A 21,301-nucleotide genomic window follows, 5' to 3' on the forward strand; every position below is an offset into this window, starting at 1 on the left:
GGATGGTCGTTGCGCGGCGTTACACGATTCCCGCCGCGACCTGGCCGCGCAGGCGTTCGAGCCCGAGCAATGTCTCCGCACAAGCGGCCGCCACTTCGACGCCCTTGATTGCAAAATGCCTGCGGAAGAAATCGTAGTGCACCTCGGTCTCGTGGAATTGCTGCGGCGTCAGCACCGCGGAGAACACGGGCACCTCAGTACGCAGCTGCACGTCCATCAACGCCTTGATCACGGTGTCGGCGACGAACTCATGGCGGTAGATGCCCCCGTCGACGACGAGGCCAGCCGCGACGATCGCGGTGTAGCGTCGTGTCTTGGCGAGAATCTGCGCATGCAGCGGGATCTCGAACGAGCCCGGCACCTCGAACACGTCGACATGATTGAGGTGGCGCGCCTCGGCCTCCTTCACGAAGGCGATGCGGGCCTCCTCGACCACGTCGCGGTGCCAGCAGGCCTGCACGAAGGCCACCCGCTGCGGTTTCGCGAAGCGCGGATGGTCGGGCACCGGATCCTGCGGAACCGGCGGTGGCGTTTGGGTTGGTTGGGAGGTTTCGGCTTTGGAAGTTTGGACTTGGGGGTCTTGCAACATCTGATTCATGGCTTTCCTCAGTTAAGGACCAGAATCAGGGCACACGGAACGACAAACAGCCGCATCCTGCGATGCGTCTGCCACCGACCGTTCTCTTTCATCCGGACTTTAACCGTCGGCTTCGGAGTTACACCGAATCTGCTGACCCTTCCCCTCAGCAACACACTTTGGGGAAGGCGCTCGCGGGCTTGGACCTTTCGGTCCTTACCGCCGGTGGGGACTTTCACCCCGCCCTGAGAACATCGGCCGCCCGGGATGAACGGCCTGACCGGAAATATGACGCCGGTTCGGGGCCGCGGCAAGCGGGTTCCGCATGGGAAAACCGCATGGTCCCATGCCGCCATGGCGGTCCAGTGGGCACGCGGCGGAATTAACGATTGGCGGGCCATCGGCGAATCCGATTCCGGTTTGTTCTTCTCCGTCCGGCCCGGCCTCCCCCGCGTTAATAATTGTGGCCGAGATGAGCTGTGGACGAACGAGTCCTGACTTGTGGACGGACTCGGCAGCCAGTTGCGCAGATTCCGCAAATCACATCAGTTGATCCGCGACAAGCCCGCGCTGATCCGAACGGATCGCCTTAACGATGTTTAGGGGAGCGCGCGCCGGACCAACCGCGTGCGTATCAAAGACAACAAAAAGGCAAGAGGTCGAGACGGCATGTCCCTGCTCGAAGGCACCATCGATTCCAAAAACCATCCGCTCGCGGTGGTCGAGGATATCGCTGCCAGCAACAACTGGCCGTTCGAACGCTCCGGCGAAGACGAACTCACGATTGTCTCCAAAGGACAATGGACCGACTACCAGATCTCCTTCACCTGGATGGGAGAGATCGAGGCGCTGCATCTGGCCTGCGCGTTCGATATGAAGATTCCGGTTGCGCGGCGATCGGAGGTCCAGCGGCTCGTGGCCGCAGTCAACGAGCAGTTGTGGGTCGGGCACTTCGACCTGTGGACCACCACCGGCATGATCATGCACCGGCAGGCCCTGGTGCTGCCGGGCGGGCTCATCGCCTCCACCGGGCAATGCGAAGCCATGCTCGCCGGCGCCATCCACGCCTGCGAGCGCTATTTCCCGGCGTTCCAGTTCGTGGTGTGGGCCGGCAAGTCCACGACGGAAGCCATGGACGCGGCCATGTTCGATACGGTGGGCGAGGCGTAGGGTCTCGCCTCCCTCTCCAAGTCGTCCCGGACAAGCGGAGCGCAGATCCGGGACCCATACCGCGTGATTTCGCTGTATCGCGCCATGCTTGTTGCTCTGCCTTCCATCCACTAGAAACATGCGGGGTTATGGGTCCGGCCCCCCGTGCGCAATTGCGCACTAGGCCGGGACGACACCGAATTTGTGGTGACCACAGTGGCGAACAACACGCTCCAAAACATCACCGGCACCATCCTTCTCGCCGGCGCCGGCAAGATGGGCGGCGCGATGTTGACCGGATGGCTTTCGGGCGGGCTCGATCCGTGCCGCGTCGCGGTGATTGATCCGCACATCTCGGCCGAGATCACCGCACTTGCCGCCAAGGGGGTTGCGCTCAATCCTGATGTGGCGACGGCAGGCCAGGTCGAGACGCTCGTGGTCGCGGTGAAGCCGCAAATGTTCCGTGAGGCCGGCGCCAAGCTGAAACCATTCGTCTCGGACAAGACCGCGGTGGTGTCGATCATGGCGGGAACCACGATCGCCTCGCTCGAGGAGGTCTGCGGCGGCGCGGTGGTACGCGCGATGCCGAACACGCCGGCCGCGATCGGTCGCGGCATCACGGTGGCTGTCGCCGCGAACAGCGTCAGCACGCCGCAACGCGCGGTGGCCGATGCGCTGCTACGGGCCACCGGCTCGGTCGAATGGGTCGACGACGAGAGCCTGATGGACGCGGTGACCGCGGTCTCCGGCTCGGGCCCGGCCTATGTGTTTCTGCTCGCCGAAGAGCTCGCGCGCGCCGGTGTCGAAGCCGGCTTGCCCGAAGCGCTGGCGACAAAACTCGCGCGCGAGACCGTCGCCGGCTCAGGTGAACTTCTCCACCAGTCGGAGCTTGCCTCCGGCACGCTGCGCCAGAACGTCACCTCGCCCGGGGGCACCACGGCCGCGGCGCTCGGCGTGCTGATGGGCGAACCAGGCCTGCGCGATCTGATGATCCGCGCCATCGCAGCGGCGACGCAGCGGTCGAAGGAATTGGCGAAGTAGCTGATCCTCATGGTGAGGAGGCGCGAAGCGCCGTCTCGAACCATGCAGGCCCGGCTCTCGCCTGTCGCGATCCTTCGAGACGACCGCTGCGCGGTCTCCTCAGGATGAGGGCAGAGCAACCGGCTCCTAGCTCGCCCCCAGCCGCTTGTTGAACATCGCGACATTAATGAGCCCGCGCGCATGGCGGCCTTCGCCGAGCTTGCGCGAGCCCTCGAAGGCCTCGACCTCGAAGCGGATGACGCGGCGCTCGACTGCGAAAACCTTCGCGCTGGTCCGCACCGTCGCGCCGACAAGGGTTGCTGCAAGATGGCGGATATCGACCTCAGTGCCGACGGTGACCCAGCCCGGCTGAAGGACGCTGCGGATCGCATCGCCTGACGTCATCTCCATTTCCAGGATCATCATCGGCGTCGCATAGACCATCGGCATGCCGGGCACGAAATGCCCGACCGTGCGCTCCACCGGCACCACCAGCGTGCGCTCGGCGCTCATGCCGACCTTGATGAAGTCACGTGCGTCCATGGGGCCTCCCCCGTCGTCCTGGACAAGCGAGCAAAGCGAGCGCCGATCCAGGACCCATTACCCCGACTCAACGTTGTAATGCGCGCTCTAAACCACGACCTGCTGCAACAACTGCCGCTTGGGGTAATGGGTCCTGGCCCCCGTGCGCAATTGCGCACTAGGCCGGGACGACGGTGGTGTATGTTGCTCCAGCCGCGACTACTTCTTCGCAGCCGCCGCGCGCTCCACGAACGTCTTGCCGCCCTTCATCTTGTGACGGAGCGGGGCTTCGTTGATCTGGATGACGACGGCGTCGGCGTCGACGCCGAGATTCTTCACCAGTGCCTGGGTGATGTCGCGCATCATGCCGGCCTTTTGTTCGTCGGTGCGGCCTTCGGCCATGCTGACGGTGATCTCAGGCATTTTTCTCTCCCTTGGGGCCGAACACCGGCCATTGACGGTCGCCATCAAACAGGAGGTGGATGCCCGGGACAAGCCCGGGCATGGCGGCGTCAGCGAATGGCTAGCCCCAGCTCACGTCATGACGCGCCAACACCTCGCGCACTTTGGCGACGAGGTCGGCCTCGCTGCACGAGAACTGCGCAGGGCGGCTCTCGCGCCATTCCTGGTTGGAAGCGATCGCGGCCGCCGCCTTCGCGCCCTCGATCAGGTCCTTGATTTGTACCTCGCCACGCGCTTTTTCATCCGAGCCTTGGATGATGACGCAAGGCGCATTGCGGCGGTCGGCATATTTGAGTTGGTTGCCCATGTTCTTGGGATTGCCGAGATAGAGCTCGGCGCGGATGCCGGCGGTTCGCAGGCTTGCAACCATCTTCTGGTAGTCGGCGACGCGATCGCGGTCGAACACGGTGACGACGACGGGGCCGAATTCCGGCCGGGTGTCGAGCTTGCCGAGCAGCGTCAGCGCTGCCTGAAGGCGCGATACGCCGATGGAAAATCCGGTCGCCGGCACCGGCTCGCCGCGGAAGCGCGAGACGAGACCATCATAGCGGCCGCCACCGCCGACCGAGCCGAAACGGACCGGGCGGCCCTTGTCGTCCTTGGTCTCGAGCAGCAGTTCGACCTCGTAGACGGGGCCGGTGTAATATTCGAGGCCGCGCACCACGGACGGATCGATCTTGATGCGGTCTGCGCCGTAACCCGACGCCGTCACCAGTTTCGCAATTTCTTCCAGCTCGCTCACGCCAGCCTGACCGACTTCGCTCTTGGCGAGATAGGTTTCCGCCGCGGCGATCGCCTCTTTCCAATCGTCGCGCGGTTTGGTGATGGCCAGCACAACGTCAGCCTCCGACGCGTTCAGGTTGGCGCCCTTCGTGAAGTCGCCCTTGCCTTCTTCGCCGCCATCCCATCTGCCGGGACCGAGCAGTTTGCGCACTTCCTCGGCAGGAAACTTGTCGAGCTTGTCGATTGCGCGCAACACGGTCAGTCTGCGTGCTGCGTTCTCTTCGCCGCCGAGTCCGATTGCTTCCAGAACGCCGTCGAGCACTTTTCGGTTGTTGACCTTCACGACGTACTGGCCGCGCTGAACACCAAGCGCCTCCATCGTGTCCGCGGCCATCATGCAGATCTCAGCATCCGCCGCAGGCGTCGCCGAGCCGACCGTGTCTGCGTCGAACTGCATGAACTGGCGGAAGCGACCGGGGCCGGGCTTCTCGTTGCGGAAGACGTAGCCGACGCGGTAGCTGCGGTAGGGCAGGACAAGACCGTCGGTCCCGTATCGCTCGCCGACGTAGCGTGCGAGCGGCGCGGTCAGATCGTAGCGCAAGCTAATCCACTGCTCGTCGTCGTCCTGGAACGAGAACACGCCCTCGTTCGGACGATCCTGGTCGGGCAGGAACTTGCCGAGCGCGTCGGTGTATTCCATCGCCGGCGTTTCCACCGGCTCGAACCCGTAGAGCTCGTAGACGGCGCGGATCTTCTCCACCATCTCGCGCGTCGCCCGGATCGCGGCGGGATCGCGATCCTCGAGCCCGCGCGGCAGGCGTGCCTTCAGTTTCTGCGGTTTTTTGGGTTTTTCGGCCTTGTCTTTCATGATCGGCGTTTACCAGCCGACGCGGGAAGCGGCAACCGTTCTTGCTCTCCCTACGGCTGCTCCATCCGGGCCCGGAGCGCGTCGGCGTCCGCCTTCGGCATGGATTTGAGCAGCGGCTTGATGGTTTCGCCGCCGACGATCTTGCCGTTGCGCATGAACATCCAGTCCGAGATGTCGGCGTCCTTGAACGCGGCGAGGTCTCCCAACCGCTTTCCTGGCAGATTGCGCGGCGTATCCCCAAACCGCGCTGCATATTCCCCGCCCGGAAGCTTCTTCACTTCACTCATCCAGATGTGCTCGTCGTTCCCGGTGCTCGGAAATCGAACCTTGAGAGTGTGCTCCGTCTCCGTTCGCTTTGGTGCTTCATAGGAAGCCCAGAAGACAGGCAGGGTAGCGCGTGCGCGAGCGATCGCGGCATTCATCTCGGCGTCCGTGTCGGCCACGCTGATGACCCGGTCCGCCACCTCGACCGCCGGCCCGGGACCCAATGTTAGAATGCCGAATAGAGCGACTGCCGTTACGACAGCGGATACGGCCCATTTGATTGGCTGGGAGAGAGGGGCAGGCATGTCGCGAGGTCTGAGAGGCTTGATGTCTCGTCATCCTCGCACAGTTGCAGTGATGGATTCAACAACTAAAGGTTAGCGCCGTTCGTGCAAACGCGGCGCACTTCCTTCGCAGGAAGGTGCGCTGCGGATCCGTTTCGCGAGCTTGGCCCCGCGCTCGGCCCAGGAGACGAGGTCTCAAATCACCTTTTTGATCCAGTTGTGCGGATCGTTGGTGCGGCCGTACTGAATGTCGACGAGCTGCTTGCGCAGGCCCATCGCAACAGGGCCGGCGGCGCCGCCGCTGATCTCGAAATCGCCGCTCACCGAGCGCACCGTGCCGATGGGCGAGATCACGGCGGCGGTGCCGCAGGCAAACGCCTCCTTCAGCTTGCCGCTTGCCGCATCCTTGCGCCATTGATCGAGTGAGTACGGCTCCTCGCGCACCGTCTTGCCGGCATCTTTGGCCAGCGCGATGATGGAATCGCGGGTGATGCCGGGCAGAATCGTGCCGAGTGGCGGCGTCGAGAGCGAGCCGTCGTCGAACACGAAGAACACGTTCATGCCGCCGAGCTCCTCGATATAGCGGCGCTCGATCGCATCGAGGAAGACGACCTGGTCGCAGCCGTGCTGGATCGCTTCGGCCTGCGCGCGCAGGCTCGCGGCATAGTTGCCGCCGCATTTGACGGCGCCGGTGCCGCCGACGGCCGCGCGCGTGTAATTCTCGGACACCCAGATCGAGACCGGCGCGGGGCCGCCCTTGAAGTAGGAGCCGACCGGCGAGGCGATCACCGCGAAGATGTATTCGGACGACGGCTTGACGCCGAGGAAGGTCTCGCTCGCGATCATGAAGGGGCGCAGGTAGAGGCTGCCCTCGCCGCCCGGCATCCAGGCGCTGTCGATGCGCACGATTTGCTCGACTGCCTCGATGAAGACGTCCTCGGGGAGTTGCGCCATCGCCATGCGGTCGGCCGAGTCCTTGAAGCGCCGCGCATTGGCGTCAGGGCGAAACAGGTTCACGCCGCCGTCGTCGCGCTTGTAGGCCTTGAGGCCTTCAAAAATTTCCTGGGCGTAGTGCAGGACGGCGCCGGCCGGATCGAGCTGGAAATTGGCGCGCGCCTCGACACGCGCCTCGTACCAGCCGCCCTTGGCCTGGTTGTAACGGACCATCGCCATGTGGTCGGTGAAGACCCGCCCGAAACCGGGGTCCACCAGCTTGGCGACCCGGTCCTTCTCGGGGGTCGGATTGGATGCGGGCTGGATGTCGAATTTCATGCTCATGTCCTTGCCTCCCGCTGCCGGTGGCGGCGCCGTTCTGGCACCCGCCTGCCCCGATTTGGGCCCGGCTGGCTCGATTGGTTTCTGGCCGGACCGCCGCCAGCCTTGTTACGGCCGGTTTCCGTGGCCAGCATGTCACCGAGGACATGCTTTTGCGGAAGACGGAAGTCCAGTATGTTTTGCCGAAATGCCGTTCGACAATCGCACGGTTGATCTGCTCCGGCCGTCGCCGCCTGTCCGGCCCTCTCTGGCCGCCTTGCTTCGATGCCCACCCGACGCGAAACGATCTAAAATTTCGTGCGGGTTGATCGTTTTGTAACATTGAAACCAAGATACGTCAATATGCCTGACATAAATTTCGCGACTCCTTCTCAAGACGCTGCCGGGCCGCGGCCGGCCGCAGACGACGGAGGCAATTTGCGCTGGGATATCATCGAACTGCTGTTCTTCGCCTATCGCGATTTCGTCGGCGATCCCGACCAGGAGCTGGAGGCATTCGGCTTCGGCCGGGCCCATCATCGCGTCATGCACTTCGTATATCGTTATCCCGGGCTCAAGGTCGCCGACCTCCTCGACGTCCTGCGTATCACCAAGCAGTCGCTCGGCCGGGTGCTCAAGCAGCTCCTGGACGAGGGCTATATCGTGCAGAAGACCGGCGACAATGATCGCCGCCAACGCCTGCTGTTTGCGACACCGAAGGGCGAGGCGCTGGTGCAGAAGCTCGCCGGGCTTCAGACCACGCGCATCACCAAGGCGCTTGCCGAGATGGCGCCGCAGGATGCCGAGACCGTCAAGCGCTTCCTGCGCGCGATGATCGACCGCGACGATCCGGACAAGGTGCTGGAGACGATCTTTGCCACCGTCAATCAAGACAAGGAGTGACCGTGCCGCTCGCTGCCACGCTCGCACGCCCGCCGGCACGTCCCGCCGACGATGCCCCGCATCTCCTCCTGGTCGACGACGACCGCCGTATCCGCGATCTGCTCTCGCGCTTCCTTGCCGGCGAAGGCTATCGCGTCTCGACCGCCGCCAGCGCCAGCGACGCCCGTTCCAAGCTTTTGGGCCTGAACTTCGATCTCTTGATCCTGGATGTCATGATGCCCGGCGAGACCGGCTTCGATCTCGCCCGTTTCATCCGGACCTCGTCCTCGGTGCCGATCGTGATGCTGACGGCGCGGCATGAAGCCGAAGCGCGCATCGAGGGCCTGCAGATCGGCGCCGACGATTACGTCGCAAAGCCGTTCGAGCCGCGCGAGCTTGCGCTGCGCATCAACAACATCCTCAAGCGCGCCGCGCCGCCGCCGCAGGCCGCTGCGGTGGAGAAGATCGCGTTTGGCCCGTACATTTATCACCTCGAGCGCGGTGAACTGCGCCAGGGCGAAGACGTCATTCACCTGACCGACCGCGAGCGCGAGATGCTGCGGATCCTGTCGGAGACACCGGGCGAGACCGTGCCGCGCAGCGCGCTGACCGGCAATGGCAGCGTCAACGAGCGCGCCGTCGACGTGCAGATCAACCGCCTGCGGCGCAAGATCGAGACCGATCCCGCCAATCCGCTGTTCCTCCAGGCCGTGCGCGGCATCGGCTACCGGCTGGTAGCCTCGCCATAAAGAGTGAAGCGCCACCGATGAGCACGATCGATACCGGCCTGACGCTTTTGAAGAGCGCTGCCGGCCGCGTCTCCGCCGCCAATGGCTGGATGGGCAATGCGTTCAAGGGCTGGATGCCGACCGGCCTTTATGCGCGTGCGCTGCTGATCATGATCGTGCCGATGGTGATCCTGCAATCGGTCGTCGCCTTCGTGTTCATGGAGCGGCACTGGAACACGGTGACACGGCGCCTGTCGGCCGCGGTGGTGCAGGACATCGCCGCGCTGATCGACGTCTACAAGGGCTATCCGCAGGACAAGGACCGCAACGAGATCCGCCGCATCGCGCAGCAGCGCCTCGGCCTCGTCGTCGATTTCCTCCCCGCCGGCGACATGCCGCCGCCGGGACCAAAGCCGTTCTTCTCGCTGCTCGATCAGACGCTGTCGGTGCAGCTCGGCCGCCAGATCGGGCGCTCCTTCTGGATCGACACGGTCGGCCGCTCCAACCTCGTCGAGATCCGGATCCAGCTCGACGACGCCGTGATGCGCGTGTTCGCGCAACGCAGCGCCGCCTATGCCTCGAACTCGGAGATCTTTCTGTTCTGGATGGTCGGCACGTCCTCGATCCTGCTGATCGTCGCGGTGCTATTCCTGCGCAACCAGATCAAGCCGATCCTGCGACTAGCAGACGCCGCCGAAAGTTTTGGCAAGGGCCGCGAGGCGCCGAATTTCCGCCCGCGCGGCGCGCGCGAGGTGCGGCGCGCGTCGGTCGCCTTCCTCGAAATGAAATCGCGCATCGAGCGGACGATGGAGCAGCGCACCGCGATGCTCGCCGGCGTCAGCCACGATCTGCGCACGATCCTGACGCGGTTCAAGCTCGAGCTGGCGTTGATCGGCGACAGCCCCGAAATGGAGGGTATGCGCAAGGACGTCGACGAGATGTCGATGATGCTCGAGGACTACCTCGCCTTTGCCCGCGGCGATTCCGGCGAGCAGTCCCAGCCGACCGACATGGCGCAGGCGCTCGAGGAGCTGCGCAGCGACGCCGAACGCCACGGCCACATTGCGACCGTCGCGTTCAACGGACTGCCCGTGGTCACGGTGAAGCCGGCCTCGTTCAAGCGCTGCCTCGCCAACCTCGTCACCAACGCCGCCCGCTACGGCAAGAGCATCGCCATCACCGGCCAGCGCGATCACCGTTATTTGACCGTGACGGTCGACGACGACGGGCCGGGCATCCCCGCCCATCTGCGCGAAGAGGTGTTCAAGCCGTTCCTGCGGCTCGACAACGCCCGCAACCAGGACGAAGGCGGCACGGGTCTTGGCCTCGCCATCGCCCGCGACATCGCCCGTTCGCACGGCGGCGACATCACTCTTGGCGACAGCCCGATGGGGGGATTAAGGGCGAGCGTGCGGATACCGGTGTAACTGCTCTTACCTCGCCCCGCTTGCGGGGAGAGGTCGGATCGCTCTTGCGATCCGGGTGACGGGGTGCAGGTCCGTCAGCGATCTCACTCGCGGAGAGAGGCCCCTCACCCCACCCCTCTCCCCGTAAGAACGGGGCGAGGAAGCGCACCGGCCGCGCGGCACCTATTTCGGCAACAGCGCCTTCAGCTTGTCCATGTCGCGCACGTTCATCTTGAAGCCGCCGGGCATCACGATGTCGCCGGGCTTCTGGTCCGGCTTGCACGCCCCCAGCCATTTCGCTTCGAGCTGCATGGTCGTGTCGCGGCCTGCCGTGCCGGCGGCGCCGCCTTGCGCGTGCGACGACGTCTTCACCGTATAGGCCGAATTGAAATCGCCAGTGATCTCAGCATGCGAAGTCGTGCTGATGCCGGCGACATTGCATTCGGAATCGCTGACATAGCCGTTTGCGGTCTTCTTGATGTCCTGCTTGGCGCAAATCTGCTTGGCCATCGGGGAGACGTTGTTGTTCATCTCCTTGTCGACGGTCTCGTCGGTGCAGTGCTGCATGGTCATCTCGGGCACCGGCGTGCCGGTCCTGACCATCTTCAATTCCCACAGGCCCGCCTTGCGCACCGGCAGGTCGTCAGCGCGGGCGCTGGCTGCCGACAAGACGAGACAAAGGGCGGAGCCGAGCAAAGCGAGTTTGCGCGTCATGAGGGAAGCTCCCGGCTGCGAGATAGCGGCGTTGCGAAAGCGCCTCAGTAGAGCGTGCGGATCGGCTGGTCGGCGGCGCCATAGGGCACCCAGCGGCAGGAGAACGAGATGTAGCCGCCCTCATAGGCCTGCATCGCCAGGAATTTGGCGACCTTGCCGTAGCGCGCGCAGTGATCGACCGCGACCTGCCGCGCATCGACCTGGGTTGCCATCGAATAGGCGATGATGCCGCCGGTGTCGTTGCCCTTGAACGGAGGCACCGGAAGGAGATCGGCGCGTGCCGACTGGCTCGCCATCATACCCAAGGCAAGTAGGCCCGCGGCCGCAATGATTCGCATTCCCGTCACTCCGATTGGTTGGCGGCAGTTTACGGTGCCGGCGCGACGGAGGAAAGAACCGAAGACCCCTCTAACGCAGCATTGCAGTCAACTCGTCGGCAAGTGTTGCCGCGCTGCACTTGACCTCCCCCGGCCTTCGCGGCACCGTCCGACCCTCGCAGATCATGCTGTCTGGATTGCCCATGCGCGCCTCGACCTTCCTGAAATCGCTCCGCTTTGCCGCCGTGCTCGGCCTCCTGTTCGGGGCGCTGTCGCTCGGCGAGGCCAGGGCCGCTAATCCGCTGGAGCTGAATTTCTGGCTGAGCGGGCCGCGCTATGACGGCAACGTCTCCGAATGCGACAGGGCGCTGCCGACGATCGCCACGCAGTTCTGGGAGAAGGAAAGCTCGTTCTGGAATTCCTCGTTGAAGATCACCGGCTTCGCCGCGGTTCACGAGACCGCGTTCCGGCCCTGGGCATCCGACAACATCCCTCGCCGCTATTGCACCGGCGAGGCCATGCTCACGGACGGCAAGATGCGCAAGGTGCATTTCTCGATCGTCGAGGATGGCGGCTTCGCCGGCTATGGCCAGGGCGTCGAATGGTGCGTGGTCGGGCTCGACCGCAACTGGGCCTACAACCCGGCCTGCCGCGCCGCCAAACAATAATTGAAAAAGTTCTGATCCGGACAAATCAGGCGGCCGAACGACGGTCGCCCGAATTTTGTTCTTGAAATGTTCTTATCGCCTGCTAGGCTCGTCTGCACAGTCTAGTTGAGGGGCGTCGCCATGTTTCATTCCAGATTGCATTCGTTCTCCCGCCTGATGATCTCGCTGACGCTTGCGGCCGGGCTGGCTGCGCTGGCCGGTGGCGCAAAGGCCCAGGACAAGCGGCAGAACACGCCCGGCGAATTCGATTTTTATGTGCTGTCGCTGTCGTGGTCGCCCTCCTTCTGCGAAGAGGCGGCGGAGCGCGGCGGCCGCTCGCAGATCCAGTGCAGCGGACGGCCCTACGCTTTCGTGGTGCATGGTCTGTGGCCGCAATATGAGAATGGTTTTCCGGAATATTGTCAGCGGCCGTCGCCGCGGCTGAACCGCAGCATCGTCTCCTCCATGCTCGATCTGATGCCGGCGCCGGGGCTGATCTTCAACGAATGGGACAAGCACGGCACCTGCTCGGGCCTGGCCGACCGCAACTATTTCGAAACGATCCGGAAGGCGCGCGCCGCAATCAAGATTCCGGCTGAATATCTCGATTTGTCGCAGGCCAAAACCGTGGCGCCAGCGGAGGTGGAGGAAGCCTTCATCAAGGCCAATCCGGGCCTCAGCAATGCCGCCGTCTCGATCACCTGCAACCGGACGCGGCTATCGGAAGTCCGCATCTGCCTCAGCAAGGACCTGCAATTCCGCGCCTGCGAGGAGATCGACCGCCGCGCCTGCCGCCGCGACCAGGTGGCGATGCCGCCGATCCGGGGTGGGTAGCCCAGGCGTCGTGCCTCTTTGCTCAGGCCGTCACGTGGCGTAGTGCTCTTGCATGAATTACCGCCACGCCTTCCATGCCGGCAACTTCGCCGATGTCATCAAGCACATCGTGCTGGCGCGCATCATCACCTATCTCCAGGACAAGCCGGGCGCGTTCCGCGTCATCGACACCCATGCCGGCGCCGGCCTCTACGATCTCGAAAGCGACGAGGCGCGCCGCGGCGGCGAGTGGCTGACGGGCATTGCGCGGCTGATGCAGGCGCGGCTGTCGAATGACGCCATGGCGCTGACCAAGCCCTATCTCGACATCGTCCGCGCTTTCAATCCGAAAGGTGAGCTCAAGGCCTATCCGGGCTCGCCGCTGATCGCGCGCGCCCTGCTGCGGCCGCAGGACCGCCTCGTCGCCTGCGAAATCGAGCCGAAGGCGCGGAAAGCGCTGATCGGCGTGCTGCGCCACGACGAACAGGCCCGCGTGGTCGACCTCGACGGCTGGATGGCATTGCCGGCTTTCGTGCCGCCGAAGGAACGGCGTGGGCTCGTGCTGATCGACCCGCCGTTCGAGGCAAAGGACGAGTTCGAAAAGCTCGGAGAGGCATTCTCGGCGGCTTTCGCGAAATGGCCGACCGGTATCTATGTAATCTGGTATCCTGCCAAGAGCCGACGTGCCACCGACACGCTGGTGCAATCAGTGGCGCGGCTCGCAGCCGCAGCAAAACCGCCGGGAAAATGCCTGCGCCTGGAATTCAGCGTGGCGCCGCAAGCCGACGGCGCAGCCCTCACCTCGAGCGGGCTCTTGATCGTCAATCCCCCTTACACACTGCACGGCGAACTCAAGACGATCCTGCCGGAGCTGGAAATGCCGCTTGGCCAGGGTGGCGCTGCCAGATTCCGATTAGAGGTGCCGAGGCCGTAACACTCCGGCATCTTGGGAAAAATATGCAGGAGCGGTGGTCAATCTGCAGAGAACCGTATTATGCTGTTGCGGTGACTGGCTTTACGTTCCGCTTCCGCGAATGGTTGCGGCGGAGTGAAGGCCTAAGAAAGATCCAGTCGGACCGAATGGTCTGCCCAAGGATGGCCAGCTCCCGGGCTTCGTAAGTCCCGGTCATGTCGTGACGCGCGTCTGCGTCACGACGGAGGAGCAATGAGGGGGAGTTTCCCGATGGCCATGACGGGAACGGTCAAGTTTTTCAACGGCGAGCGCGGCTACGGATTCATCAAGCCGGACGACGGAGGCCGCGACGTCTTCGTGCATATTACTGCTGTGGAGCGGGCCGGACTGAAGGACCTCGCCGAAGGACAGCGTATTACTTTCGAAGTCGAACCGGACAAGAAGGGCAAGGGGCCGAAGGCGGTCGATTTGGTCATCCTTCCCTAGCGAGCCTGGCGCAAAAAAAATCCCGGCCGCAAGCGGCCGGGAGGTTGGTCCGGTATTTTCTTCTTTAGCTATCAGAAGTGATAGTTCACGCCTGCGCGCACAACGCTGGCGCTATAGCCGTTTGACACGCCCGTAATCGCGAACTGACTCGTCGACAGATCGACGTAGAGATATTCGAGCTTGGCGCTCCAGTTCGGCGCGAACCCGACTTCCGCGCCGGCACCGATGGTCCAACCGGCGCTGGTGTGCGACTCGGTCCAGCCGAACGTCTGCGCGCGCAGCTCCCCGAAGGCGAGGCCCGCCGTGCCGTAGAACAGCACGTTGCTGAAGGCATAGCCGGCGCGGCCGCGCAGGGTGCCGAACCACGGATTGGAGAACTTCCACGGCGCGAAGGTGTCGTCGGCACCGGCGGCCTGGATGTCGCCCTCGACACCGAACACCCATGGGCCGGTCTGGAAATTGTAGCCGGCCTGAACGCCGCCGACGAAGCCTGACGGCTTTGCGGGATTGTTGTTCACCGAACCCCATTCGTAGCCGAGATTGGCGCCGAGATACGGACCGGCCCAGCTATAGGCATTGAGCGGCTGATTGACGGTGTAGGGCGCACGCTGCCCGTAATTGAGATCGGCGGCCTCTGCCGAAGCCGTCCAGCCGACTGCAGCCAACGCGGCTGCGCCCACAACGAGCCCCTTCATCACACACTCCAACGCAACTGCCGTCACCAGTGCGATGCCTGCGCCGCCCCGCGAGGCAAAACCGCATGGTTACGGAACCACCACTTTTTCGCGTAAGATTTATCGAGAGTTTTAAGTTAAAGACCTGTTAAGCCGGGTTACCGCGCTGTTAACAGGCTTAAGCAAGCGTTACCGGGAACTGCGGCGCCATCCTGTGCGCGCCGCACGGCCGGAACTTCAAATCGGCACCCGCAGCGCCTAAATTCGCACCATGGTTCACGATTCCCCCGACAATCCGGACGACGCACGCGTACGTAAACCCGTGCGCGGCAACGCTCCCGACGTCCCGCCCCAGGAGACGCAAGTGGGGCCGCCCGACCTCGATCCCGCCACCGCGAACGGCGACGACGAGGACGATGCGCGGCTGCCGGACATCCTGGAAGAGAGCGGCACCGTCGGCGAGGAGCCGCTGGCGACCGGCCACGAGGCGATCGAACGCGCGGTGCGCCTCGCCCCCACCTCGCCCGGCGTCTATCGCATGCTCAATGCGAATGCCGACGTGCTCTACGTCGGCAAGGCCAAGAACGTCAAAAAGCGCCTGTCGAACTATGCGCGCCAGAGTGCGCCGCAGCCGGCGCGCATCCTGCGCATGATCGCCGCCACGGTGACCGTGGAAATCATCTCGACCCACACCGAGACCGAAGCGCTGCTGCTGGAGGCCAACCTCATCAAGCAGCTTCGGCCGCGCTTCAACGTGCAGCTGCGCGACGACAAGTCGTTTCCCTATATCCTGATCACGGGCGATCATTGGGCGCCGCAGATCCTGAAGCATCGCGGCGCGCAGACGCGGCCCGGTCGCTATTTCGGCCCGTTCGCCTCCGCCGGCGCCGTCAACCGCACCATCACCGCACTTCAGCGCGCGTTCCTGATCCGCTCCTGCACGGATTCCTTCTTCGAGAGCCGCTCGCGGCCCTGCTTGCTCTACCAGATCCGCCGCTGTGCCGGCCCCTGCACCCGCGAGATCGACTTCCCCGGCTACACGACCCTGGTACGCGAGGCGAGCGACTTCCTGTCCGGCAGGAGCCATGCGGTGAAACAGGAGCTTGCCGCCGAGATGGAGAAGGCCTCCGGCGAGCTCGAATTCGAGAGCGCCGCGCTCTACCGCGACCGCCTCGCTGCGTTGTCCGCGATCCAGTCGCAGCAGGGCATCAATCCGCGCACGGTGGAAGAAGCCGACGTGTTCGCCATCCACCAGGAGGGCGGCTTCTCCTGCGTCGAGGTGTTCTTCTTCCGCACCGGGCAGAACTGGGGCAACCGCGCCTATTTCCCGCGCGCGGAGAAAACGTACACGCCGGAAGAGGTGCTCGGCTCCTTCCTCGCCCAATTCTACGACGACAAGCCGCCGCCGAGGAATATCCTGCTCTCGCACGAGATCGAGGAGAGCGAGCTGCTCGCCAACGCGTTGTCGATCAAGGCCGGCCGCAAGGTCGAGGTGTCCACGCCGAAGCGCGGCGAGAAGAAGGAGCTCGTCACCCACGCGCTCACCAACGCGCGCGAGGCCCTGGGCCGCAAGCTCGCGGACACCGCGACGCAAAGCCGCCTGCTCGAGGCCATGGCCACGACCCTGAGCCTGCCGCATGCGCCGAAGCGGATCGAGGTCTACGATAACAGCCACATCCAGGGCACCAACGCAGTCGGCGCCATGATCGTCGCCGGCCCGGACGGTTTTGTGAAAAACCAGTACCGCAAGTTCAACATCAAGTCGGAAGGGATCACGCCGGGCGACGACTTCGCCATGATGCGCGAAGTGCTGGAGCGCCGCTTCAAGCGCCTGATCAACCCGCCCGAAGAGGGCGCGGCCAAAACCAAGGACGACGACTTCCCGCAATGGCCCGATCTCGTCATCATCGACGGCGGCCGCGGCCAGCTCAACGCGGTCCGGGAAATCTTTGCAAAGCTCGGCCTGACCCAAGTGGAGCTGATGTCGGTGGCCAAGGGGCCGGACCGGGATGCCGGCCGCGAGACCCTGTTCATGCCGGAGCGCGAGGCGATCAAGCTGGAGCCGCGCGACCCCGTACTCTATTTCATCCAGCGGCTGCGGGACGAGGCGCACCGCTTCGTCATCGGTTCGCACCGCAAGCTGCGCAAGAAGGACATCCGCGAGGCCGGCTTGCAGGAGATTCCGGGCATCGGCCCGTCACGCAAACGTGCCTTGCTGCACCATTTCGGAACCCTGAAGGAGATCGAACGGGCCTCGATCACCGATCTCGGCAAGGTTCCGGGGGTGAGCGCCGAGAGCGCCCGCAGGATTTTCGAGTATTTCCATCCCCAGCCGGGGTGAAATAAAGGGGGGCCGCGGTCATATGGTCGTCGCATCCCGCACCCCATTTGGGGAGCGGAACGGTTGACCTTCAGGCTGCAGCGGTATTGGTAGGACGGATGAACATCGCCACGACACGAGGGACCACCAGCCGCGCGATGTCCCTCCCGAACATCCTGACCTACGGCCGGATCGCCGCGATCCCGGTCGTGGTCGGCTGCATCTACGCCCAGTCGATCATGGACGGGCCGCTGTGGCTGCGCTGGGTCGCGGTCGCCATTTTCATCGCGGCTGCGGTCACTGATTACCTCGACGGCTATTACGCGCGAATCTGGAATCAGCAATCGGCGTTCGGCCGCATGCTCGATCCGATCGCCGACAAGCTTCTGGTCGCCTCGTGCCTGCTGATGCTGGCCGCCGACGGCATCATCCACGGCTGGTCGCTGTGGGCCGCCATCGTGATCCTGTGCCGCGAGATCCTGGTCTCGGGCCTGCGCGAATATCTCGCCGCCCTGCGCGTCAGCGTGCCCGTGACCAAGCTTGCGAAGTGGAAGACGACGGTTCAGCTCATCGCCATCGGCTTCCTGCTGGCTGGTCCGGCCGGCGATGAGGTCGTGCCCATGGTCTCGATGATCGGGCTGGCGCTGCTCTGGGCCTCGGCGATCCTCACCATGTACACCGGCTACGACTATTTCGGCGCCGGCATCCATCACCTCATCAAGGAGGATGAGGGATGAAGGTGAAGTACTTTGCCTGGGTGCGCGAGCGCGTCGGCAAGGCCGAGGAGACCATCGAGCCGCCGGCGACCGTGCGCACCGTGGAAGAGCTGATCGCCTGGCTGTCCGGCCAAAGCGAAGCCTACGCCTACGCGTTCGAGAAGCCGAAGGTGATCCGCACCGCAATCGATCATACCCACGTCAAGTCGGACACCGCGATCGCGGGCGCTCGCGAGATCGCGTTCTTCCCGCCGATGACCGGCGGCTAGACCATGCCCGTCGCCACCTGCCCCATCACCATCCGTATCCAGCAAGACGATTTCGACATCGCACGCGAGATCGCGGTCCTGACCGGGAACCGCACCGACATCGGTGCGGTCGTGAGCTTTTCCGGCATCTGCCGCGGCGACGAGGACAGCGCGAAGATCGCCGCGCTCTCGCTCGAACATTATCCTGGCATGGCGGAGGAAGAGATCAGGCGCCACGCCGACGAGGCCACCTCGCGCTGGCCTCTCAACGGCATCACGGTGATCCATCGCGTCGGCCGGTTCATGCCCGGCCAGAACATCGTGCTGGTGCTGACCGCCTCGCAGCACCGCCAGGCAGCGTTCCAGGCAGCCGAGTTCCTGATGGATTATCTCAAGACCAACGCGCCGTTCTGGAAGAAGGAAGAGAGCGCCACCGGCGCCGGCTGGGTCGAGGCACAGGCCCGCGACGACGAAGCCGCCGCACGCTGGACCCGATCCTGATGGCAACGACATCCAAAAAGACGGTGCGCGGCCGCGCCGCGCCAAAGCTCGCGAAAGTGGGCCGCGGCGAGCTTCTCACGCTGGTCGATTTCATCCGGTATGCGGTGAGCCGCTTCAATGAGGCCAAGCTCACCTTTGCCCATGGCACGCCCGATCCAGTCGCGGAAGCGGCTTTCCTGGTCTGTGAAGCCCTGCATCTGCATCCCGAGCAGTTCGAGATTTTTGCCAACGCGCGCGTTACGGCAGCCGAGGGCAAGATCATCACCGATCTCATTCATCAGCGCGTCACCACGCGCAAACCGGCGGCCTATCTCGTCAACAAGATCTACATGCGCGGCCTGCCGTTCTATGTCGACGAGCGCGTCATCGTTCCGCGCTCCTTCATCGGCGAGTTGCTGGAGTCGCATTTCGGCGGCGACGGCGAAGCCGGCTCGCTGATCGACGATCCCAGCGCCGTCGAGCGTGTGCTCGATCTCTGCACGGGGTCGGGATGCCTCGCGATCCTCGCCGCGCATCATTTTCCGAACGCCACGATCGATGCCGTCGATATCTCGAAGGGCGCGATCGACGTCGCCAGACGAAATGTCGGCGAATACGGGCTCGATGACCGGATCAGCCTGCATCGCGGCGACCTGTTCGCCCCGCTCGGTGACGCCAAATACGACCTGATCATCACCAACCCGCCTTATGTCGACGCCGAAGGCATGGCGGCGCTGCCGCCGGAATGCCGGGCCGAGCCGAAGCTCGCCTTCGACGGCGGCGCCGACGGTCTCGACGTGGTGCGCCGGATCCTGCGCGACGCGCCCGACCACCTGACGCCGGATGGCGGACTGATCTGCGAGATCGGACGGGGCCGCGAATTGGTCGACGAGGCCTTTCCTGAACTGCCGCTGCTCTGGCTCGACACCGAGGACTCCGAGGGCGAAGTGTTCTGGATCGCGGCAACCGATCTCGGCTGATCCAGCACGACGGGCCGACCTCGTCGGAACAAGTCAAATACCCCCACGTTCATCCCCCGACGAATTTTCTCGCACTCGGAGGATAACCGCATGCTTGCGCCATCGGGCGAATTGCTGCGCGCCGGCGTCGCGCTCAAGCTCAACCATCTCAAGCGCGCCGCCCAGTCCTATGCCCGCGACCGGAGCAATCAGGCCACGGGGCGCATGACGTCGTACGCGGCTGCGGCCGGACTGCTTGCGGGTGCGGGCTTGTTCGTCGTTGCAGCCTTCTTCGTCGGCCTGATCGCGCTGTACCGCTGGGTTGCAATCCATTACGGGCAATTTTGGGGGTGCGGCGCCGTCGGCGGCGTGCTCCTCGTCCTGGCCGCCGCCTGCGCCGGCGTGGCCATGGCTCAGATGAAGCGCAAGACCAAGCCGATCGTGCCGCTCGCCAGCCGCCTGCGGGTGGCTATCGCCACCCCGCGCATCCCGCGCGGAACGGTGAAGGAGGCGGTGAAGGAGGTCGCGACCACAATTCCCCTGGCGCCGCTCGCGCCGGGCGAACGAGGACATGAACCAAGACATGGCGGCAGCACGTGGCCGGCTCGGTCCAACCGGCCCGTGCAACTCGGGCTGATGCTCGCGGCCGTTGGGCTGGTCGGGCTCACGGCCGCGCGCCGGCGGCGTCACGGCCACCGAGCGGATGCCTAGAAATGCGTATGCGGCGCGCCGAGCAATTCGACAGCTGGCTGTTAGTGGCAGCCACGACCGTGTTCGTGCTCACCGCGGAACGGTATTTCCAGGATTCTGGCATGATCCGGCCGGGACCTCCGCAAGACCACCGCAACGGCGAGGCGAATTCGCCGGAAACCAGCCCGACGGGCGCAGCCTCGCAGCCCGGCCGCGGCCGCCGCGCGAAAAGCCCGTTCGCGATCCCGTGGGCAGGCTGGAAGGACATCCTCTGGCGCACCTATCGGCGCATCGACGAGGATCGCCTGCTCGCCACCGCCGGCGGCGTCGTCTTTTTCGGACTGCTCGCGATCTTTCCCGCCATCACGGCTCTGGTTTCATTCTATGGCCTGTTCGCCGATCCCTCGACGATCAGTTCCAACCTGCAATCGCTCGCGATGATGCTGCCCGAGGGTGCGTTCCAGATCGTCGAGGACCAGGTGGCGCGCGTCGTGTCGAACGGCGGTGCGACCCTTGGTGTCACTTTCCTGTTTGGCCTCGTGCTCGCGATCTGGAGCGCCAATGCCGGCGTCAAAGCCATCTTCGACGCCCTCAACGTCGCCTATGAGGAGCGTGAAAAGCGCAGCTTCGTCCGGCTGAACACGGTCTCGCTGGCCTTCACGGTCGGCGGCATCGTTGCCCTGCTGCTGATGGTCGGCGCCGTCGTCGCCTTCCCGCTCGCGCTCAACCACCTCGGCATGGCGCCCGAAAGCAAGCTGATCGCGGCGCTGGCGCGATGGCCGGTGCTGTTCGTCATTCTCCTTGCGGCGCTCGCCGTCCTCTACCGCTTCGCGCCCAGCCGCGATGCCCCGCGCTGGCAATGGCTGAGCCTCGGCTCGGTAACGGCCGCTATCCTCTGGATCGCCGGCTCGGCGCTGCTGTCCTGGTATCTCTCGGAATTCGCCAATTACAACGCGACCTACGGTTCGCTCGGCGCTGCGATTGGCTTGATGATGTGGATGTGGATGTCGGCCATCGTCATCATGTTCGGGGCCGAACTGAATTCGGAGATCGAACGGCAGACCCTGCGCGACACGACCACCGGGGCGCCCAAGCCGCTTGGGACCCGCCAGGCCGTCTCGGCCGACACGGTCGGCGCTGCGGCGCCATCCTGACGCGATGGTCAGGCCAAAGCCGGCCTGACCA

Annotated in this window: 25 protein-coding genes and 1 riboswitch; of the genes, 16 read left to right on the plus strand and 9 right to left on the minus strand. The window is 64.5% G+C overall.

Annotation, left to right across the window (positions count from 1 at the left end; genetic code table 11):
- Positions 1-19: 19 nt before the first annotated feature.
- Entirely contained in the window at positions 20-598 is a 579-nt protein-coding gene (locus tag AC0L3C_RS28215; RefSeq protein ID WP_473262590.1) for a 6,7-dimethyl-8-ribityllumazine synthase, read from the minus strand.
- 76 nt (positions 599-674) lie between these two features.
- Positions 675-834, minus strand: a riboswitch (FMN riboswitch).
- Positions 835-1,246: 412 nt separating this feature from the next.
- On the opposite strand from AC0L3C_RS28215, the gene AC0L3C_RS28220 reads away from it, so the two are divergent.
- Together AC0L3C_RS28220 and proC are read left to right on the plus strand one after the other, a co-directional pair.
- On the plus strand, positions 1,247-1,747 hold the full coding sequence (locus AC0L3C_RS28220) for a type III secretion system chaperone family protein (protein ID WP_007614845.1): 501 nt from the start codon (positions 1,247-1,249) through the stop codon (positions 1,745-1,747).
- A gap of 186 nt (positions 1,748-1,933) precedes the next feature.
- Positions 1,934-2,767 (plus strand): pyrroline-5-carboxylate reductase, encoded by an 834-nt coding sequence (gene proC / locus AC0L3C_RS28225; protein ID WP_473409548.1) that lies wholly within the window; start codon positions 1,934-1,936, stop codon positions 2,765-2,767.
- Between the two features lie 126 nt (positions 2,768-2,893).
- Here the strand turns inward: proC and AC0L3C_RS28230 are convergent, their stop codons facing one another.
- From AC0L3C_RS28230 to AC0L3C_RS28250, 5 genes are all read right to left on the minus strand, one after another.
- A complete protein-coding gene (locus AC0L3C_RS28230; RefSeq protein WP_473262589.1) occupies positions 2,894-3,289 on the minus strand; it encodes a thioesterase family protein in 396 nt (131 codons plus the stop codon).
- A 198-nt stretch (positions 3,290-3,487) separates the two neighbouring features.
- Entirely contained in the window at positions 3,488-3,736 is a 249-nt protein-coding gene (locus AC0L3C_RS28235; RefSeq protein ID WP_473262588.1) for a tautomerase family protein, read from the minus strand.
- Positions 3,737-3,791: 55 nt separating this feature from the next.
- Entirely contained in the window at positions 3,792-5,321 is a 1,530-nt protein-coding gene (gene hisS, locus AC0L3C_RS28240) for a histidine--tRNA ligase (protein WP_473262587.1), read from the minus strand.
- A 50-nt stretch (positions 5,322-5,371) separates the two neighbouring features.
- Positions 5,372-5,785: a YegJ family protein gene (locus AC0L3C_RS28245; RefSeq protein WP_473262586.1), complete on the minus strand. Its 414-nt coding sequence runs from the start codon at positions 5,783-5,785 to the stop codon at positions 5,372-5,374.
- 279 nt (positions 5,786-6,064) lie between these two features.
- A complete protein-coding gene (locus AC0L3C_RS28250) occupies positions 6,065-7,147 on the minus strand; it encodes a branched-chain amino acid aminotransferase (protein ID WP_473262584.1) in 1,083 nt (360 codons plus the stop codon).
- 339 nt (positions 7,148-7,486) lie between these two features.
- On the opposite strand from AC0L3C_RS28250, the gene AC0L3C_RS28255 reads away from it, so the two are divergent.
- From AC0L3C_RS28255 to AC0L3C_RS28265, 3 genes are read left to right on the plus strand one after another with little or no spacing between them, the layout of a single operon-like run.
- Positions 7,487-8,026: a MarR family winged helix-turn-helix transcriptional regulator gene (locus AC0L3C_RS28255; RefSeq protein ID WP_007596846.1), complete on the plus strand. Its 540-nt coding sequence runs from the start codon at positions 7,487-7,489 to the stop codon at positions 8,024-8,026.
- Positions 8,023-8,754 (plus strand): response regulator, encoded by a 732-nt coding sequence (locus AC0L3C_RS28260; protein WP_035974455.1) that lies wholly within the window; start codon positions 8,023-8,025, stop codon positions 8,752-8,754. The genes AC0L3C_RS28255 and AC0L3C_RS28260 overlap by 4 nt, the downstream gene beginning before the upstream one ends.
- Before the next feature lie 17 nt (positions 8,755-8,771).
- Positions 8,772-10,160, plus strand: a complete 1,389-nt coding sequence (locus AC0L3C_RS28265) for an ATP-binding protein (RefSeq protein ID WP_473262583.1) — start codon at positions 8,772-8,774, stop codon at positions 10,158-10,160.
- 162 nt (positions 10,161-10,322) lie between these two features.
- Here AC0L3C_RS28265 and AC0L3C_RS28270 read toward each other — a convergent pair whose 3' ends face one another.
- The gene (locus AC0L3C_RS28270; protein ID WP_473262582.1) at positions 10,323-10,853 is read right to left on the minus strand and encodes a DUF3617 domain-containing protein; all 531 of its coding nucleotides are present in this window, start codon (positions 10,851-10,853) and stop codon (positions 10,323-10,325) included.
- Positions 10,854-10,897: 44 nt separating this feature from the next.
- Entirely contained in the window at positions 10,898-11,191 is a 294-nt protein-coding gene (locus AC0L3C_RS28275; RefSeq protein WP_007596852.1) for a hypothetical protein, read from the minus strand.
- A gap of 182 nt (positions 11,192-11,373) precedes the next feature.
- Here AC0L3C_RS28275 and AC0L3C_RS28280 point away from each other — a divergent pair, with 182 nt between their 5' ends.
- From AC0L3C_RS28280 to AC0L3C_RS28295, 4 genes are all read left to right on the plus strand, one after another.
- Complete coding sequence (locus tag AC0L3C_RS28280; RefSeq protein ID WP_473262581.1) at positions 11,374-11,838, plus strand: hypothetical protein; 465 nt, start codon at positions 11,374-11,376, stop codon at positions 11,836-11,838.
- A gap of 120 nt (positions 11,839-11,958) precedes the next feature.
- Positions 11,959-12,651 (plus strand): ribonuclease T2 family protein, encoded by a 693-nt coding sequence (locus AC0L3C_RS28285; RefSeq protein ID WP_473262580.1) that lies wholly within the window; start codon positions 11,959-11,961, stop codon positions 12,649-12,651.
- A 52-nt stretch (positions 12,652-12,703) separates the two neighbouring features.
- Positions 12,704-13,564, plus strand: coding sequence for a 23S rRNA (adenine(2030)-N(6))-methyltransferase RlmJ (locus tag AC0L3C_RS28290; protein WP_473278612.1), 861 nt, complete (start codon positions 12,704-12,706; stop codon positions 13,562-13,564).
- Between the two features lie 249 nt (positions 13,565-13,813).
- Entirely contained in the window at positions 13,814-14,029 is a 216-nt protein-coding gene (locus AC0L3C_RS28295) for a cold-shock protein (RefSeq protein WP_007614865.1), read from the plus strand.
- A 71-nt stretch (positions 14,030-14,100) separates the two neighbouring features.
- On the opposite strand, the gene AC0L3C_RS28300 is transcribed toward AC0L3C_RS28295, so the two are convergent.
- Positions 14,101-14,724 (minus strand): outer membrane protein, encoded by a 624-nt coding sequence (locus tag AC0L3C_RS28300; protein ID WP_473409549.1) that lies wholly within the window; start codon positions 14,722-14,724, stop codon positions 14,101-14,103.
- A gap of 250 nt (positions 14,725-14,974) precedes the next feature.
- On the opposite strand from AC0L3C_RS28300, the gene uvrC reads away from it, so the two are divergent.
- The 7 genes from uvrC (at position 14,975) to AC0L3C_RS28335 (ending at position 21,270) form a co-directional block, all read left to right on the plus strand.
- Positions 14,975-17,044 (plus strand): excinuclease ABC subunit UvrC, encoded by a 2,070-nt coding sequence (gene uvrC / locus AC0L3C_RS28305; RefSeq protein ID WP_473409550.1) that lies wholly within the window; start codon positions 14,975-14,977, stop codon positions 17,042-17,044.
- 98 nt (positions 17,045-17,142) lie between these two features.
- Positions 17,143-17,760 (plus strand): CDP-diacylglycerol--glycerol-3-phosphate 3-phosphatidyltransferase, encoded by a 618-nt coding sequence (gene pgsA / locus AC0L3C_RS28310; protein WP_007596859.1) that lies wholly within the window; start codon positions 17,143-17,145, stop codon positions 17,758-17,760.
- A complete protein-coding gene (gene moaD / locus AC0L3C_RS28315) occupies positions 17,757-18,008 on the plus strand; it encodes a molybdopterin converting factor subunit 1 (RefSeq protein ID WP_473262576.1) in 252 nt (83 codons plus the stop codon). Before pgsA ends, moaD begins: the two co-directional genes overlap by 4 nt.
- Before the next feature lie 3 nt (positions 18,009-18,011).
- On the plus strand, positions 18,012-18,488 hold the full coding sequence (locus AC0L3C_RS28320) for a molybdenum cofactor biosynthesis protein MoaE (RefSeq protein WP_473262575.1): 477 nt from the start codon (positions 18,012-18,014) through the stop codon (positions 18,486-18,488).
- Positions 18,488-19,447 carry a 50S ribosomal protein L3 N(5)-glutamine methyltransferase gene (gene prmB, locus AC0L3C_RS28325; RefSeq protein ID WP_473409551.1) on the plus strand — a complete coding sequence of 320 codons (960 nt, stop codon included), beginning with the start codon at positions 18,488-18,490 and terminating at the stop codon, positions 19,445-19,447. The genes AC0L3C_RS28320 and prmB overlap by 1 nt, the downstream gene beginning before the upstream one ends.
- A 90-nt stretch (positions 19,448-19,537) precedes the next feature.
- Entirely contained in the window at positions 19,538-20,137 is a 600-nt protein-coding gene (locus AC0L3C_RS28330; RefSeq protein WP_473409552.1) for a phage holin family protein, read from the plus strand.
- A gap of 2 nt (positions 20,138-20,139) precedes the next feature.
- Complete coding sequence (locus AC0L3C_RS28335) at positions 20,140-21,270, plus strand: YihY/virulence factor BrkB family protein (protein WP_473409553.1); 1,131 nt, start codon at positions 20,140-20,142, stop codon at positions 21,268-21,270.
- Positions 21,271-21,301: the final 31 nt, after the last annotated feature.

This window comes from Bradyrhizobium sp. WSM4872, assembly GCF_055811715.1.